This is a genomic window from Actinosynnema sp. NPDC049800, assembly GCF_040656635.1.
Lineage (GTDB): Bacteria > Actinomycetota > Actinomycetes > Mycobacteriales > Pseudonocardiaceae > Actinosynnema.
In genome coordinates, this window is record NZ_JBFAMT010000051.1 from 25,403 (window position 1) to 39,528 (window position 14,126).

At 73.0% G+C, this 14,126-nt stretch carries 13 protein-coding genes; 8 read left to right on the forward strand and 5 right to left on the reverse strand.

Annotated features, from left to right (window positions below; translation table 11 throughout):
- Positions 1-7 precede the first annotated feature (7 nt).
- Genes AB0I91_RS35760 through AB0I91_RS35775 form a run of 4 tightly spaced genes read left to right on the forward strand, consistent with a single transcriptional unit; the run spans position 8 to position 7,896 of the window.
- On the forward strand, positions 8-3,829 hold the full coding sequence (locus AB0I91_RS35760) for an nSTAND1 domain-containing NTPase (RefSeq protein ID WP_499640874.1): 3,822 nt from the start codon (positions 8-10) through the stop codon (positions 3,827-3,829).
- Positions 3,830-3,840: 11 nt separating this feature from the next.
- Positions 3,841-4,278 (forward strand): CU044_2847 family protein, encoded by a 438-nt coding sequence (locus AB0I91_RS35765; RefSeq protein ID WP_499613282.1) that lies wholly within the window; start codon positions 3,841-3,843, stop codon positions 4,276-4,278.
- Between the two features lie 47 nt (positions 4,279-4,325).
- Entirely contained in the window at positions 4,326-6,818 is a 2,493-nt protein-coding gene (locus tag AB0I91_RS35770; RefSeq protein ID WP_499640875.1) for a glycosyltransferase, read from the forward strand.
- A complete protein-coding gene (locus AB0I91_RS35775; protein WP_498785455.1) occupies positions 6,811-7,896 on the forward strand; it encodes a glycosyltransferase family 4 protein in 1,086 nt (361 codons plus the stop codon). The genes AB0I91_RS35770 and AB0I91_RS35775 overlap by 8 nt, the downstream gene beginning before the upstream one ends.
- Here AB0I91_RS35775 and AB0I91_RS35780 read toward each other — a convergent pair.
- Positions 7,835-8,185 (reverse strand): hypothetical protein, encoded by a 351-nt coding sequence (locus AB0I91_RS35780; protein ID WP_498785457.1) that lies wholly within the window; start codon positions 8,183-8,185, stop codon positions 7,835-7,837. The two genes, AB0I91_RS35775 and AB0I91_RS35780, sit on opposite strands and share 62 nt — an antisense overlap.
- A gap of 112 nt (positions 8,186-8,297) precedes the next feature.
- On the opposite strand from AB0I91_RS35780, the gene AB0I91_RS35785 reads away from it, so the two are divergent.
- The 3 genes from AB0I91_RS35785 to AB0I91_RS35795 all read left to right on the forward strand — a co-directional run bounded on the left by AB0I91_RS35785 (position 8,298) and on the right by AB0I91_RS35795 (position 10,033).
- Positions 8,298-9,149, forward strand: coding sequence for a DUF5753 domain-containing protein (locus AB0I91_RS35785; RefSeq protein WP_499640877.1), 852 nt, complete (start codon positions 8,298-8,300; stop codon positions 9,147-9,149).
- Complete coding sequence (locus AB0I91_RS35790) at positions 9,131-9,355, forward strand: DUF397 domain-containing protein (RefSeq protein WP_499613273.1); 225 nt, start codon at positions 9,131-9,133, stop codon at positions 9,353-9,355. Before AB0I91_RS35785 ends, AB0I91_RS35790 begins: the two co-directional genes overlap by 19 nt.
- A 237-nt stretch (positions 9,356-9,592) precedes the next feature.
- Entirely contained in the window at positions 9,593-10,033 is a 441-nt protein-coding gene (locus tag AB0I91_RS35795) for an Imm1 family immunity protein (protein ID WP_498780425.1), read from the forward strand.
- Here AB0I91_RS35795 and AB0I91_RS35800 read toward each other — a convergent pair.
- Positions 10,030-10,896 carry a GNAT family N-acetyltransferase gene (locus AB0I91_RS35800; protein WP_499640879.1) on the reverse strand — a complete coding sequence of 289 codons (867 nt, stop codon included), beginning with the start codon at positions 10,894-10,896 and terminating at the stop codon, positions 10,030-10,032. The two genes, AB0I91_RS35795 and AB0I91_RS35800, sit on opposite strands and share 4 nt — an antisense overlap.
- Before the next feature lie 44 nt (positions 10,897-10,940).
- The gene (locus AB0I91_RS35805) at positions 10,941-11,684 is read right to left on the reverse strand and encodes a hypothetical protein (protein ID WP_499640881.1); all 744 of its coding nucleotides are present in this window, start codon (positions 11,682-11,684) and stop codon (positions 10,941-10,943) included.
- A gap of 36 nt (positions 11,685-11,720) precedes the next feature.
- On the opposite strand from AB0I91_RS35805, the gene AB0I91_RS35810 reads away from it, so the two are divergent.
- Positions 11,721-12,203: a GNAT family N-acetyltransferase gene (locus AB0I91_RS35810; protein WP_498780431.1), complete on the forward strand. Its 483-nt coding sequence runs from the start codon at positions 11,721-11,723 to the stop codon at positions 12,201-12,203.
- A gap of 9 nt (positions 12,204-12,212) precedes the next feature.
- Here the strand turns inward: AB0I91_RS35810 and rfbD are convergent, their stop codons facing one another.
- Entirely contained in the window at positions 12,213-13,106 is an 894-nt protein-coding gene (rfbD, locus tag AB0I91_RS35815; protein ID WP_499613261.1) for a dTDP-4-dehydrorhamnose reductase, read from the reverse strand.
- Complete coding sequence (rfbB, locus tag AB0I91_RS35820) at positions 13,106-14,098, reverse strand: dTDP-glucose 4,6-dehydratase (RefSeq protein ID WP_498780435.1); 993 nt, start codon at positions 14,096-14,098, stop codon at positions 13,106-13,108. Before rfbB ends, rfbD begins: the two co-directional genes overlap by 1 nt.
- Between the last annotated feature and the right edge of the window lie 28 nt (positions 14,099-14,126).

Below are 14,126 nucleotides of genomic sequence, written 5' to 3' on the forward strand. Positions count from 1 at the left end.
CACCGGGGTGGTCGAGCGGGCACTGGTCAGGGTGTTCCGCGACCACGAGCCGGTCGGGGTCGGCTTCCTCGTCTCCGCCGACCTGGTCCTGACCTGCGCGCACGTCGTCGGTGACGCCCCGGCGGTCGAGCTGGACTTCCCGCTGCTCGGCGTGAGGGCGCGGGCCGAGGTGGTCCACCGCCCCGAGGACGTCGACCTGGTCGGCCTCCGCCTCGACCACACCCCGGCGGGCGCGCGGGCCGTGCGCGTGGTCGCCGAGAGCGATCTCCGCGACCACCGGGTGCGGACGTTCGGCGTGCCCGACCGCCGCCCGGACGGCGTGTGGTCGCAGGGCGTGGTGCGCGGCGCGATCGCCGGCGGGCGGATCCACGTCGAGGACGACCGCGCGCACGGCCTGCCGATGCTGCGCGGCTTCAGCGGCAGCCCGGTCATCGACGACGACCTGGGCGCGGTGGTCGGCATGGTCGTGGACGTGGAGGCCCGCCGCGAGCACCGCATCGGGTACGCCCTGTCCGGCGCGGTGCTGCACGACGCGTGGCCGGAGCTGTCCGCGATCGCCAACCAGCCGAGCCCGTTCCGCGGCCTGGAGCCGTTCCAGCCCGAGGACGCCGAGCACTTCTTCGGCCGCGCCGACCGCGCGCGCGAGCTGGCCGAGCAGCTGGACCGCGACGGCGTCCTGGTGGTCACCGGACCGTCCGGCTGCGGCAAGTCGTCCCTGGTCCTGGCCGGTCTGGCGGCGAAGCTGCCGCACGCGGTCGTGATCCGCCCGGCCGGTTCGCCGTGGGCCGCGGCGGCGGCCGCGCTGGGCGTCGAGGAGATCGACGCGGACCGCGCGGAGGACGTCGTCAACCGGCTCCTGGTGCGCGAGGACCTGCGCCGCCTCACGCTCGTGGTCGACCAGTTCGACGAGGCGCTGACCCGGTTCCCGGACGAGTCGGCGGACCTGCTCGACACCCTCCTCGGCATCGCGGACTCGCACCACCGCACCCCGCGCGTGGACGTCGTCGTCACGACCACGACCGAACCGCTCGACCGCCTCCTGGCCGATCCCCGGTTCGGCTCACGGCTGGCCGGCCGCACGGCCACCCTGGGCACGCCGAGCGTCGCCGAGCTGCGCGAGGTCGTCGAGGGCCCGCTCGCCGCACCCGGCCTGCCCGTGCTCCAGCAGGGCCTCGCCGACGCCCTGCTCGACGACCTCGCCGGCGAGCGCAACCCGTTGCCGCTGCTGGAGTTCACCCTGACCCTGCTGTGGGAGCGGCAGGAGCGGGGCGTGCTCACCCACCGGGCGTACCGGGACCTGGGCGGCGTCGCGGGCGCGGTGTCCACGTACGCCGAGCAGGTGTGGCGGCGGTTCGACCCGGACGAGGTGCGCCGCGTGCTCACCCAGCTGGTCAGCCCGCTGCCGGACGGCGGCTACCTGCGCCGGGCCGTGCCGCCGGACGAGCTCGGCCCGATCGCCCTGGAGCTGGCCCGCACCCGCCTGGTCACGCTCGGGCCGGACGCCGTGGAGCTGGTGCACGAGGCCCTGGTGCGGCACTGGGACCGGCTGCGCGGCTGGGTCGAGGAGGACCGGGAGTTCCGGCTCTGGCAGGACGAGGTCGACCGCCAGGCCACCCGCTGGCACGACCACCGCGAGCGGGCGTTGTTGTTGCGCGGCAACGCTTTGCGGCAGGCCTGGGCGATGGCGGCGCAACGCCGGGACGACGTGACCGGGCGGCAGCACGAGTTCGTGGCGGCGAGCGCGCGGGGCTACGCCATCGTGGTCGCGGCCCTGGCGCTGACCGCGGTCGTGGTGCTGGTCCTGACGTCCGGGGTCGCCTACACGGTGGTGCGGTTGATCAGCCAGCAGAACGCCGTCTCCGCGGCCAACGCGGCGGGCGCGCTGCTCACCAGGGCCCAGGAGAGCGACTTCGACCAGCGGGTCTTCGACGTCCTCCGGGCCCACCGCACGTCCGACACCCTGCACACCAGGCAGTCGCTGCGCTCGCTGTCCCGGTCCCTGCGCCACGCCGTGCTGCTGCTCGAACCGACCTCCGTGGTCAACGCCCGCGGCAGCCGGCTCGCCCGACAGCTGCCGGACGGCCGCGTCGAGCTGTGGGACCTCGCCGCCACCACCAAGGTCACCGTCGCGGGCACGCCGGGCGCCACCCTCACGTGGACCGGTGACGACGCGCTCGTCGTCACCGCCCCCGGACGGCCGCTGGTCGTGCTGGACGCCCGCACCGGCGACGTGGTGACCGAGGTGGAGGCCGACGCGGACCTGGTGTCCGGCGATCCGACCGGCCGCTACGTCGCCTACGCCGCCGAGGGTTCGACCGAGCTGCACGTGCTCGACCTGCGAGGCGAACCGACCACGCGCACCGCGCCGGGTCCGCTCGGCACCGACCCGCACGAGGTCGGGCTCGTCAGCGTGCTCGGCTCCGGCGAGGTGGTCGTGGACCACGGCTTGAGACGGCTCGCGCTGTCCACCTCCGGCTCCCGCGAGCTGTCGATGGGCTACACCGAGAACCTGGCGCAACGCCCCGAGCCGACCCGGACCGGGTGCGACGGCGCCCGGCTGGTGATGGAGGGCACGTCCACCGGCTCGGTGCTGGCCGAGGTGCGGCCGAGCGAGCAGGACTGCGCGTCCGGCGCGTTCAGCCCGGACGGCCGCGCGTTCGCCATGGTCTACGAGAACCCGTACATCAACCCGTCCATGCTCCAGTTCGGCGCGACCGACCCGAGCGGACCGCGCTACGTCGCCCAGGTGCCCAACGACGCACAGGTCACGCACGTCGAGGTCGAGCCGTCGGGGGCGCACCGGGTGCTCCTGGCCGTCGACAAGGCGGCGCTGGTGCTGCGGATACCGCCACCGGACGACCTGGACCGGGCGCTGGACACCGCCCACGACGCCCGGCTCACCCCCGACGGCGAGCACGTCGTGCTGACCGGGTCCGCCGTCGAGGTCTGGCACGTCGACAGCCGCACCCGGACCGGCCGGCTCGACCGCCCGGCGGAGGACGTCACGCTCGACTCGGCGACGGTGGCCGTGCCCGAGGACGGCGGCGCGATCACGCTGTGGAACCTGCCCGACCTCGCACCGCTCGGCCAGGTGCCCGGGGACGGCGAGGCGTGGCTGGGGTTCCTGGACGCGAACCGGCTGGCGGTCGTGCGCGGACAGGAGGTGGGCGTGTGGTCGGCCAGGACCGGTGAGCCGGTCGGCAAGCCGTTCACCGCGTCCGGCGCGACGCCGCTCACCGCCGTCGCGGTCGGCGACGACCAGCTCGCCGTGGTGAGCGGTGACAAGTGGGTGCGCCGGCACGCGATCGCGGACGGCGCGGAGGTGCCCGGCTCCGCGTTCCGGTTCGGCGGCTCCCCGACCGGCTCCCCCGTCGTGCCGCTCGCCGCGGCGGACGACCTGCTGGCCGTGCCGGAGGCCGACGGCGTCGAGGTGTGGGACCTGGACCGGGGAGAACGGCTGGACCGGCACGACGTGCCCGCCGACTACACCGTGTCGGCGCTGCGGTTCCGCGACGACACCGACGAGGTCGAGGTGACGCTGGACGGCCGCGACGGCGGTGGCCAGGCCGACGGCGGGGTGCAGGTGGAGCTGTGGACGCGGGACGTGCTGTGGGGCCTGCCGACGCTGCTGGGCCGCAGCGACGAGACCGTCGTGCGGCTGGACGTGCCCGCCGTGCCGGGCTACGCGAACGCGGGCGGCGAGTACGGCGGCCTGGAGTCCGGCGACCCGGACGCCTGGCGCGCCGCGGTGTGCGCGGTGGTGACGCGCAGCGAGCTGTCCGAGGACGGGGAACCACCGGCCGGGTCGTCCGACGACCCGGTCTGCTGAGAGAAGCCCAGGTGAAGGGGAACGCAGTGGCCGAGTACGTCGAGGTGCGCACGGAGGACGGCGAGCTGGTGCCGTTCGAGCTGGACGAGGAGTACGACGGCCCGGTGCGCGCGGGCCGCTGGAACCCGGTCGAGCGCGCCGAGGAGACGCTGGAGCACGGCATCGAGCGGGCCAAGAAGGTGGCCAGGTCGGTGGCCGCGAAGATCGGCAGCATGCCGTCGCCGCGACCGGACAAGGTGGCCGTGGAGATCGGCCTGAAGGTCAGCTCCAGCGCCGCGCTGGCCATCGCCAAGTCCTCCGCCGAGGCCCACGTCAAGATCACCGTCGAGTGGCACCGCGACAGCCTGCCCACCGAGGCCCCGCCCGAGGACAACGAGTCGAAGCCCGACCGGGGGCCCGACCAGGAGCCCGACGCCGAGCCCGGCACCGGGCCGGACGCCGAGGCGTAGGACACCTTGACCGAACGCTGCGGAGCGTGATGAGGCAGAGTTAGCCCGTGGAGCACGGAACCCTGCCTGACGTGTCGGTGGTCGTCGTCAACTACCGCGGCGCGGACGACACCGTCACCTGCCTGCGCGCGCTGTTCGGCGACCTCGACTACCCGGCGGAGAAACTCCAGGTCATCGTGGTCGACAACGCCTCGGGCGACGGCAGCGCGGACCGCATCCGGGCCGCCGCGCCGAACGCGGAGGTCGTCGAGGCCCCGGCCAACCTCGGCTTCGCGGGCGGCTGCAACCTGGGCGTGCGGGCCGCGCGCGGCTCGGTGGTCGCGTTCCTCAACAACGACGCCCGCCCCGACCCGCGCTGGCTGCGCGAGGCCGTGCGGGTGCTGCGCGCCGAGCCGACCGTCGGCGCGGTGGCGAGCAAGGTGCTCGACTGGGACGGCCGCGAGATCGACTTCGTGGACGGCGGCCTCACGTGGTTCGGCATGGGCTACAAGCGGCACGCGGGCCAACCCGACGACGGCTCCCACGACACACCGCGCGACGTGCTCTTCGGCACCGGCTCGGCGCTCGTGGCGCGGACCGCCGTGTTCCGCGAGCTGGGCGGGTTCGACGAGCGGTTCTTCATGTTCTACGAGGACGTCGACCTCGGCTGGCGGATGAACCTGCGCGGCTGGCGCGTCCGCTACGTGCCCACGTCCCTGACCTACCACAAGCACCACGCCTCGATGTCCACTGTGGACACCAGCCGTGAGCTGTACCTGTTGGAGCGCAACGCCCTCGCCGCGCTCTACAAGAACTTCTCCGACGAGACGCTGGCCAAGGTGCTGCCCGCCGCGCTGGCCCTGGTGGTACGCCGGGCCACCGCGCGCGGCGAGCTGGACGCCACCCAGCTGGAGATCACCCGCCGTCCCGAGAACCCGGCCAACGACCGCGCCCCGGTGCCGGTGTCGCGGCAGGCGCTGGCCGGGTTCCTGGCGATCGACCAGTTCGTGGAGCTGCTGCCGTCCCTGGCCGAGTCGCGCAAGGCCGAGCAGGCCGCGCGCCGGGTCACCGACACCGACCTGGTGCCGCTGATGCGCAAGGCGATGGAGCCCGCCTACCCCCTGCCCCGCTACCTGGCCGCGCACGACGTGCTGGTCGAGGTGTTCGGGTTGGAGGAGGTGTTCGGCCGGCCGCGCCGGGTGCTGGTGGTGACCGGCGACGCGCTCTCCGACCGGATGGCGGGCCCCGCGATCCGGGCCTGGAACATGGCCGACGTGCTCTCCGCCGAGCACGATGTCCGGCTGGTCACGATCAACGCGCTGTGCGACCCGCCCGAGTCGTCGTTCCCGGTGAGCCGCGCCGTGCCGCGCGAGCTGGTCGAGCACGCCAAGTGGGCCGACATCGTCGTGCTCCAGGGGCACGTGCTGGAGAACGTCGGCTTCCTCAAGGAGCCGGGCAACACCAAGATCGTCGTCTGCGACATCTACGACCCGATGCACCTGGAGCTGCTGGAGCAGGGCAAGGACTCGACCGACGAGCAGCGCTCGCTCGACCTGGTCGGCGTCACCAGGATCATCGACAACCAGCTGCGGCGCGGCGACTTCTTCCTGTGCGCCTCCGAGCGGCAGCGGCACTTCTGGCTCGGCCACCTGACCGCGATCGGCCGCCTCACGCCCGCGCTCTACGACAACGACCCCACCGTCCGCTCGCTGCTGGCCGAGGCGCCGTTCGGGCTGCCGGGCAAGCCGCCGCAGCGCACCGGGCCGGGGCTGCGCTCGACGCTGGGCATCGACGAGTCGGACAAGGTCGTGCTGTGGGCGGGCGGCGTCTACAGCTGGTTCGACCCGCTGACCCTGCTGCACGCCATGGACCGGCTGCGGACGCGCCGGTCGGACGCGCGGCTGGTGTTCCTGGGCATGAAGCACCCCAACCCCGAGGTGCCGGACATGGACATCGCCGGGCAGACCCGCGCGCTGGCCGGGCGGCTGGACCTCACGGGCTCGCACGTGTTCTTCAACGAGACCTGGGTGCCCTACCACGACCGGCAGAACTGGCTGCTCGACGCGAACGCCGGCGTGACCACGCACTACGAGCACGTGGAGACGACGTTCGCGTTCCGCACGCGGGTGCTGGACTACCTGTGGGCCGGGCTGCCGATCGTGACCACGGACGGCGACTCGTTCGCCGACCTGGTGCGCCGCGAGGACCTGGGCGTGGTGGTGCCGTCGGAGGACCCGGACGCGTTGGCCGACGCGTTGGAGAAGGTCATGTACGACACCGCTTTCGCCGCCGGGTGCGCGGAGCGGATCGCCGCCGTGCGGGAGCGCTACACCTGGGAGAACGTGCTCGCGCCGCTGACCGAGTTCTGCCGCAACCCGCGGCCCGCCGCCGACCGGCTGACCGGCACGTCGTTCATGGTGCCGAACCGGTCGCTCGGGCGGCTGGAGAAGGTGCAGCGGGACGTCGCGCTGGTCAAGGAGTACATGACCGCCGGCGGCGCCGGCGAGGTGGCCCGTCGCGCGACCGGCCGGGTGCTGAAGAAGTTGCGCGGCCGTGGCTAGGCCGCTGCGGGTGCTGATCGACGGCACCCCGCTGCTAGGGCAGCGGACCGGGATCGGCCGCTACACCGCGGCGTTGGCCGAGGAGCTGGCGTCGATGCTGGACGAGGTCGACGTGCGCGCGGTCGCGTTCACGTTGCGCGGGTGGCGCGCGCTGCGGACCGTGCTGCCGCACGACGTGGTGGCGCGCGGGCTGCCGGTGTCGGCGCGGCTGCTGCGGCAGTTCTGGCTGCGGATGCCGTTCCCGCCGGTGGAGTTCCTGGCCGGGCCGACGGACGTCATGCACGCGACCAACTTCATCCTGCCGCCGGCGCTGCGGGCGGGTGGCGTGACGACCATCCACGACCTGGCGTTCCTGGACACGCCCGGCGACCTGCCGCCGTCGGACCGCCGGCTGCCCGAGCTGGTGCACAAGTCGGCCACGCGGGCCGACGTGGTGTGCACGCCGACCCGTGCGGTGGCCGAGGTCGTGATGGAACGGCTCGGCGTGCCCGAGTCGAAGATCGTGGTGACGCCGCTCGGTGTCGACCCGGCGTGGTTCGCGGCCCGTTCGCCGTCGCCCGCGCTGCGCGCCCGACTGGGGTTGCCGTCGGAGTACTTGCTGTTCGTGGGTGCCGGCGGGCCGCGCAAGGGCCTGGGGACGTTGCTGACCGCGCACGCCGCCCGGCCGTCGTTGCCGCCGTTGGTGCTGGCCGGGCCGCACGTGGTCAGCTCCGACGACCGGGTGATGCGGACCGGCTACCTCAACGATGTCGATTTGAGGAGTGTCGTGGCGGGTGCGGCGGCGTTGGTGCTGCCGTCGCGCGACGAGGGCTTCGGGCTGCCCGTGCTGGAAGCTTTGGCGTGCAACGTGCCCGTGGTGTGCACGGACGTGCCGGCGTTGCGCGAGGTCGCCGGCGGGCACGCGACGCACGTGCCGGTGGGTGACGTGGAGGCGTTGGCGACGGCGATGGTGGAGGCGGTCGAGGCCCCGCCCACGCCCGCCGACCAGGCGGCACGGCGGACGCACGCGGCGGAGTTCACGTGGCGGCGGACGGCCGAGAAGACGTTGACGGCTTATCGGCGTGCCGCCGAGCGGTGACGGCCGCCGTGCAGTGGCAGCCGCTGAGGCGGACCGCGCCACGTGCGACGGGAGTCCACTGCTGACCGGTGTCGAGGCAGTCGTCGCACTCGTAGCCGGTCGGTTCGAGGATCTTCAGCTCGCGCCGGACGGCGTCGAGCAGCCGGTCCGCGGCGTTCGCGGTGAGGCCGAGCACGACCTGCCCCGGCGGTGGGCCGACGGAGAGGCACACCGTCCCGGTCTCGTCGTCCACCCACGCGCGCAGCGGCGTGTCTCCCCGGACGTAGGCCACGGCCACCTGATCAGCCACAACACCCTCCTCGATCGTGTGGAATTCGGTTCCGCTAGGTTGCTCGCACCCTGATCCGGACGCAAGCCTGATTGGAATCAAATTCCAATCTTCACTCGATCGAGGGACTCTGATGACTCCCAAGCAGCGCCGCCTGGCCCGCCGCCTCCGCCAGCTCCGGGTCAACTCGGGCACGTCGCTGGAGGACGCCGCCAACCACCTCGGGTGCAAGCAGCCCAAGATCACCAAGATCGAGATCTGCCAGCTGGGCGCGAAGCCCGAAGAGGTGCGGATGCTCTGCGAGCTGTACGGCGCGGGCCGGGCCACCGTCGAGAGCATGGTCGCCCTGGCCCGGACCGCCAAGACCCGTGGCTGGTACCAGGTCTACGACGAGTCGGCCAACCCCGAGAACATCGACTTCGTGGAGTTGGAGACCGACGCGGTGGCGGTGTCCAACTTCGAGATCGATCTCGTCCCCGGCCTGCTCCAGACCGAGGACTACGCCCGCGCTGTCATCCGCGCCGCCAACCCCGGCATCGGCAGCGGGGTCCTCGACCAGCGCGTCGAACTGCGCACCAAACGCCAGGACCGCGTGCTGGTCGGCGACTTGGCGGTGTGGGCGGTCATCACCGAAGATGCCCTGCTCCGCGCGATCGGCGGCCGGGACGTGCACATCGCCCAACTCTCACACCTGCTGGAGGCCGCCTCCCTGCCCAATGTGCAGTTCCAGGTCATCCCGAACCGCGCGGGCGAATACATCGCCATGGGTGTGCCCTTCTCCTGCTTCCGCTTCGACGACGGCTATGGCACGGTCGCGATCGATCACCTCACCGGCACTCTCTTCTTGGAAGAAGAAGCCGAGGTGGAGCGGTATAGGCTGGCGTTCCAGCATTTGTGCGGCACTGCGCTCAGTAAGCCGGACTCGCTGGCCCTGCTGCGGAAGTACGTCAAGGAGGAGCACAGCGAATGGGAGCGTCGGAGCTGACCTTCGGGACGTGGCGCAAGGCGAGTTACAGCGGCGGCAACTCGAACTGCGTCGAGGTGGCGCACTCCCCGACCGTCGTCGGCATCAGGGACAGCAAGTCGCCGGGCACGGGCACCCTCACCGTCTCCCGGTCCGCCTGGTTGGCGTTCCTGTCCGATACCGCCGCTACGAGTGCCCGGGTTGCCGGTCGGCCTGGGCGGGCTTGAGGACGCTCCACGAGATCTGCCGTGACCCGGTCACGGCACAGACGCGACGCAAGAACCGCTGCCGCTCGCCGTCAGGACGAGGCGCGGTCGCTTCAGGGGATCGCCCGAGCGCGGACATGGCGGAAAGGTTCTCGCACCGGTTGAGCGCAAAACCAGTGCGATAAACCTACTCCACCCCAACGGCCCAACCGACCCCTCCGGTGGTCACTCAGCGCGTCCACTGCGATGATGCCGGCCATGAGCTTCACGGCTGTGTGGCCGATCATGAAAGAGCGCGACGCCGACGCCGCCGACGAGATGACCGTCGGCACGCCGGAGGACGTCGACACCCTCCTGACCCGCTTGGCGGAACCCGGCGCGGGACCGGCCGTGATCGAGCACCAGGACCGCGAGCTGATCACCGACACCGAGGGCCTGCTCGGCGCGCCCGGCAGCGCCAAGATCCCGGACCACGACATGGCCGCCGCCATCCACCAGGGCTACGGCTACCTCACCTACGCCGACCCCGAGCACGACTACTCGACCCTGGCCGGCGACCCGGCCTCCCCCGAGTACCGCTCCGAGTACGTCGACTACCCGGCCGGCGCGGGCGTCCCGGTGGACGTCCTGGCGACCGCGCTGAAGGAGTTCCTGGCCACCGCCAAGCGCCCCGAGGGCGTCACCTGGCAGGCCGCCTAAGCGTCCCGGCGGCGGTCGCGGACCTCGGGGAGCGCTTCGAGGCCGGCGGACTTGTAGGTGGCGACGGCGCCGACGTTGGAGCTCGGGGTGCAGACCAGGACGCTCGACGAGCCCAGCTCACGCAGCGCGGCCGCCGCCGCGACCGTGATCGCCTTGCCGTAGCCGTGGCCCCGGTGGTCCGAGTGCACGCCCATCGGCTCGATCAACCCGGGCCGGCCCGGACCCGCCGACCACACCGTCACGGCGGCCACGGCGTTGCCCTGCTCGTCGTGCGCGACCAGGCACCGGGCGTCGGTGTAAGGCACTCCGGCGGCCATCGCGTGCCAGCGCTCGTCGGTGAACGTGGAACTGCTGAACGACGCCCGCTGCACGGCGGCCCGCACGTGCGCCCGCTCCGGTCCGATCACCTCGACCCGCACGCCCGGGTCCTCCACCGGCTCCGCCAGGTCACGCCGCAGCGGCGTCCACGGCTCGTCGGTGTCCCAGCCGGCCTCGGCCAGCAGGTCCTGGACCAGCGCGCTCCTCGGCGCCTCGACGTACACCTCGCCCGCGACCAGCACCCCGCGCTCGGGAGCGATCACGTCCTCGACCACCCGCCGGGCCAGCTCCTCGTCCTGGTGGGCGTCCGGCGCGATGGTCATCCGCAGCAGGTCCGGCGAGTCCAGCAGCCCGACGGCGAGGATCCGCCCGCCCCGGCTCCAGGTCCGCACGGCCGCCGCCGTCGCCTCCGCGCCGTACCGCCAGAACCAGCCGATGTCGCCGGGGTGCAGCTGCATCGGCGCGCCATCGTGCTGCCACTCGCGCAGCGCGTCCACCGCACCGGCCAGCCCGTCGACGGACGGCGTGCCCAACTCGATCGCCATGCCCCGCATCACACACCACCGCACCGACCGGCCGCACCCCGGTTTCAGGTCCGGTGGGACACCCAGATGTTCGGCTCGACGTACACGGCCACGTTCTGCGACGTCGAGACGAGCACCGGGGCGAGCGCGCCGGGCACGAGCACCGGCCCGTCCCGGTCGAACGGCAGCCCGGTCCACTCCCGCCAGCGCGCCAACGTCGCCTGCACGGTCGACGAGCACCACGCGACGCCCTCGACCCGTCCCCCGGCCCGCACGTGGGTCCGCAGCCACCGGTCCTCGCGCAGCCCGTCGGCACGGGTCCGCGCGGCGTACTCGTCCATCGGCACCTCGGGCTCGGTGGCCTTGTCCGGTGGCCGGAGCGGCACCAGGAGTTCGGCGAGCCCCGCCGCCGCGACCGCCGAACGCATCGCCGCCACGACCGCGCCGGACAGCCCGCGTCCCAGGTAGGCGGGGTCCACGGCGATCTCCAGCGCGCACGCGGTGTCGGGCTCGACGCCGTCCATCAGGTCCTCGGCCGCCCACACGGCCACCTGGTCCCACCCGCCGTCGGGGAACCGCTCCCGGGAGTCCCGGTCGGCCAGGAAGGCGACCATGATCCCCCGTGCCACGGGCCTGTCGCCGTCCAGCAGCGCCACCACCAGGTGCGGCCACCGCGCGGCGACCCGCCGTCCCCGCACGAGCAGGGACGCCAGGTCGCCCTGCATGAACCGGGGCGAGTCGGGCGGGTAGGGGATCCCGTAGACGGCGTCGGCCAGGTCGGGCCGCGAAGCGAGGGTGATCACGCGCACCCCCGCATCCTCCCCCCGTCTGGGAAACTGCGGGCCGTGACGACCACGGTCAGGGCAGCCGCGCGGGAGGACGTGCCCGCGCTCGTCCGCCTCCGCCTCGCGAACGCCGAGCAGCACGTCCGGCTCGACCCGGCCGTCTACCGGCTGCCCGAGGCCGACGTCGTCCGGCAGCACTTCGAGGACGTGCTCTCCGGCGGGTCGGACGTCCTGGTCCTCGTCGCGGACGTCGACGGCGAGGTCGCGGGCATGGCGGAAGTGGTGCCCCTGCCGGACCCGCCCGCGCACCAGATCGCGGTGCCGCGCCCGGCGGCCGACGTGCACACGGTCGTCCTGGACGCGCACCGCGGCCGGGGCGTCGGCAAGGCCCTGCTCGCCGGGGCGGAGCAAGCCGCCTCGGCACGCGGTGTGACCGTCCTCTACGCCGGCGTCCTGACGCTCAACGAGGACGCCGTCCGCTTCTACGCGTCGGCCGGGTACGGGCCTCGCGGCACGATGCTGCGCAAGGAACTGCCGGCCTGAACCGACGGCTCAGGGCACCGCGTTCGCCTTCACGGCCGCCGCCAACGCCTCCTGCCAGTGCCGCAGCGGGGTCAGGCCCGAGTCCTCCCAGGCCTTGTTGGACAGCACGGAGTACGCCGGGCGCGGGGCGGGGCGGGGGAAGTCGGCGGTCGTGCACGGGTGCACGCGGTTCGGGTCGAGGCCAAGTTCGGCGAAGATGGCGCGGGCGAAGCCGCACCACGTGGTCTCGCCGCCGCCGGTCGCGTGCAGCACCCGGGCGGGCGTGCCGCCCGACGTGACCGCGGCGGCCAGGTCCACCAGCCCGTGCGCCAGGTCGAGCGACCACGTCGGCGAGCCGATCTGGTCGTCCACAACGGACAGCGTGTCGTTCGTGGCGGCCAGGCGGGCCATGGTCTTCACGAAGTTGTTGCCGTGCTCGCCGTAGACCCACGCGGTGCGGACGACCCAGGAACGGTCCCATGTGGACAGCACGTTGCGCTCGCCGTCGAGCTTCGTGCGGCCGTAGACGGACTTCGGCCCGGTCTCGTCGGTCGGCTCGTACGGCCGCGTGCCGTCGCCGGGGAACACGTAGTCCGTGGAGACGTGCAGCAGCGGCACGTTGTGCTCGCGGCAGCTCGTGGCCAGGTTCGCGGGCCCGACCGCGTTGACCTCCGCGGCCCGGTCGACGTCGGTCTCCGCCGCGTCCACCGCCGTGTAGGCCGCCGCGTTCACGACCACCGGCCGGAACCCCGCGTCACGGGCGCTCGCGGCGAACACCGCCACCGCGTCCGCCACCGCCGAGGCGTCGGTCAGGTCGAGCTCGGCCGACGACGGCGCGTGCACGAGGCCGTCGCCGGGCGCCGCCGTCACCAGGTCCCGCCCGAGCTGGCCGCGGCCACCGGGCACGAGGAGTGCGAGCGCCATCAGCCGGCCAGCGCCGCGCGCTGCTTGAGCGGCTCCCACCACGACCGGTTGTCCCGGTACCAGCGCACGGTCGAGGCCAGGCCCTCGGCGAAGTCGACCCGCGGCGCGTAGCCCAGCTCGGTGCTGATCTTGGTGATGTCCACCGAGTAGCGCCGGTCGTGGCCCTTGCGGTCGGTGACGGGCTCGACGAACGAGTCCCAGTCACGCCCCGTGGCCTCCAGCAGGCGCTCGGTCAGCTCGCGGTTGGTCAGCTCCGTGCCGCCGCCGATGTTGTAGATCTCACCGGCGCGCCCGCCCTCCAGCACGAGCTGGATGCCGTGGCAGTGGTCGTCCACGTGCAGCCAGTCGCGGACGTTGAGGCCGTCGCCGTACAGCGGCACCTTCCTGCCGTCGACCAGGTTGGTCACGAACAGCGGGATGACCTTCTCGGGGAACTGGTACGGACCGTAGTTGTTCGAGCACCGGGTGATGCTCACCGGCAGCCCGTGGGTGCGGAAGAACGACCGCGCCAGCAGGTCCGACGACGCCTTGGACGCCGAGTAGGGCGAGTTCGGCTCCAGGATGTGGTCCTCGGTCCAGGAACCCTCTTCGATCGTGCCGTAGACCTCGTCGGTCGAGACGTGCACGAACTTCTCCACACCGGCCTCCAGCGCGCCCTGCAGCAGCGTCTGGGTGCCGAGCACGTTGGTCAGCACGAAGTCGGCCGAGCCGGAGATCGAGCGGTCCACATGGGACTCGGCGGCGAAGTGCACCACCACGTCCGTCCGGCCCATCAGGTCGGCGACCAGCTCGCGGTCGCAGATGTCGCCCCGGACGAAGGTCAGCCTCGGGCTGTCCGCGACCGGCGCCAGGTTCGCCTCGTTGCCGGCGTAGGTGAGCTTGTCCAGCACCACCACCTCGGCATCGGCGTAGGCCGGGTACGCGCCGGCCACCATCTCCCGCACGTAGTGCGAACCGATGAACCCGGCCCCACCCGTTACCAGTACCCGCATGCTCAGTGTCCTCCTGAAGGCGGTTGCT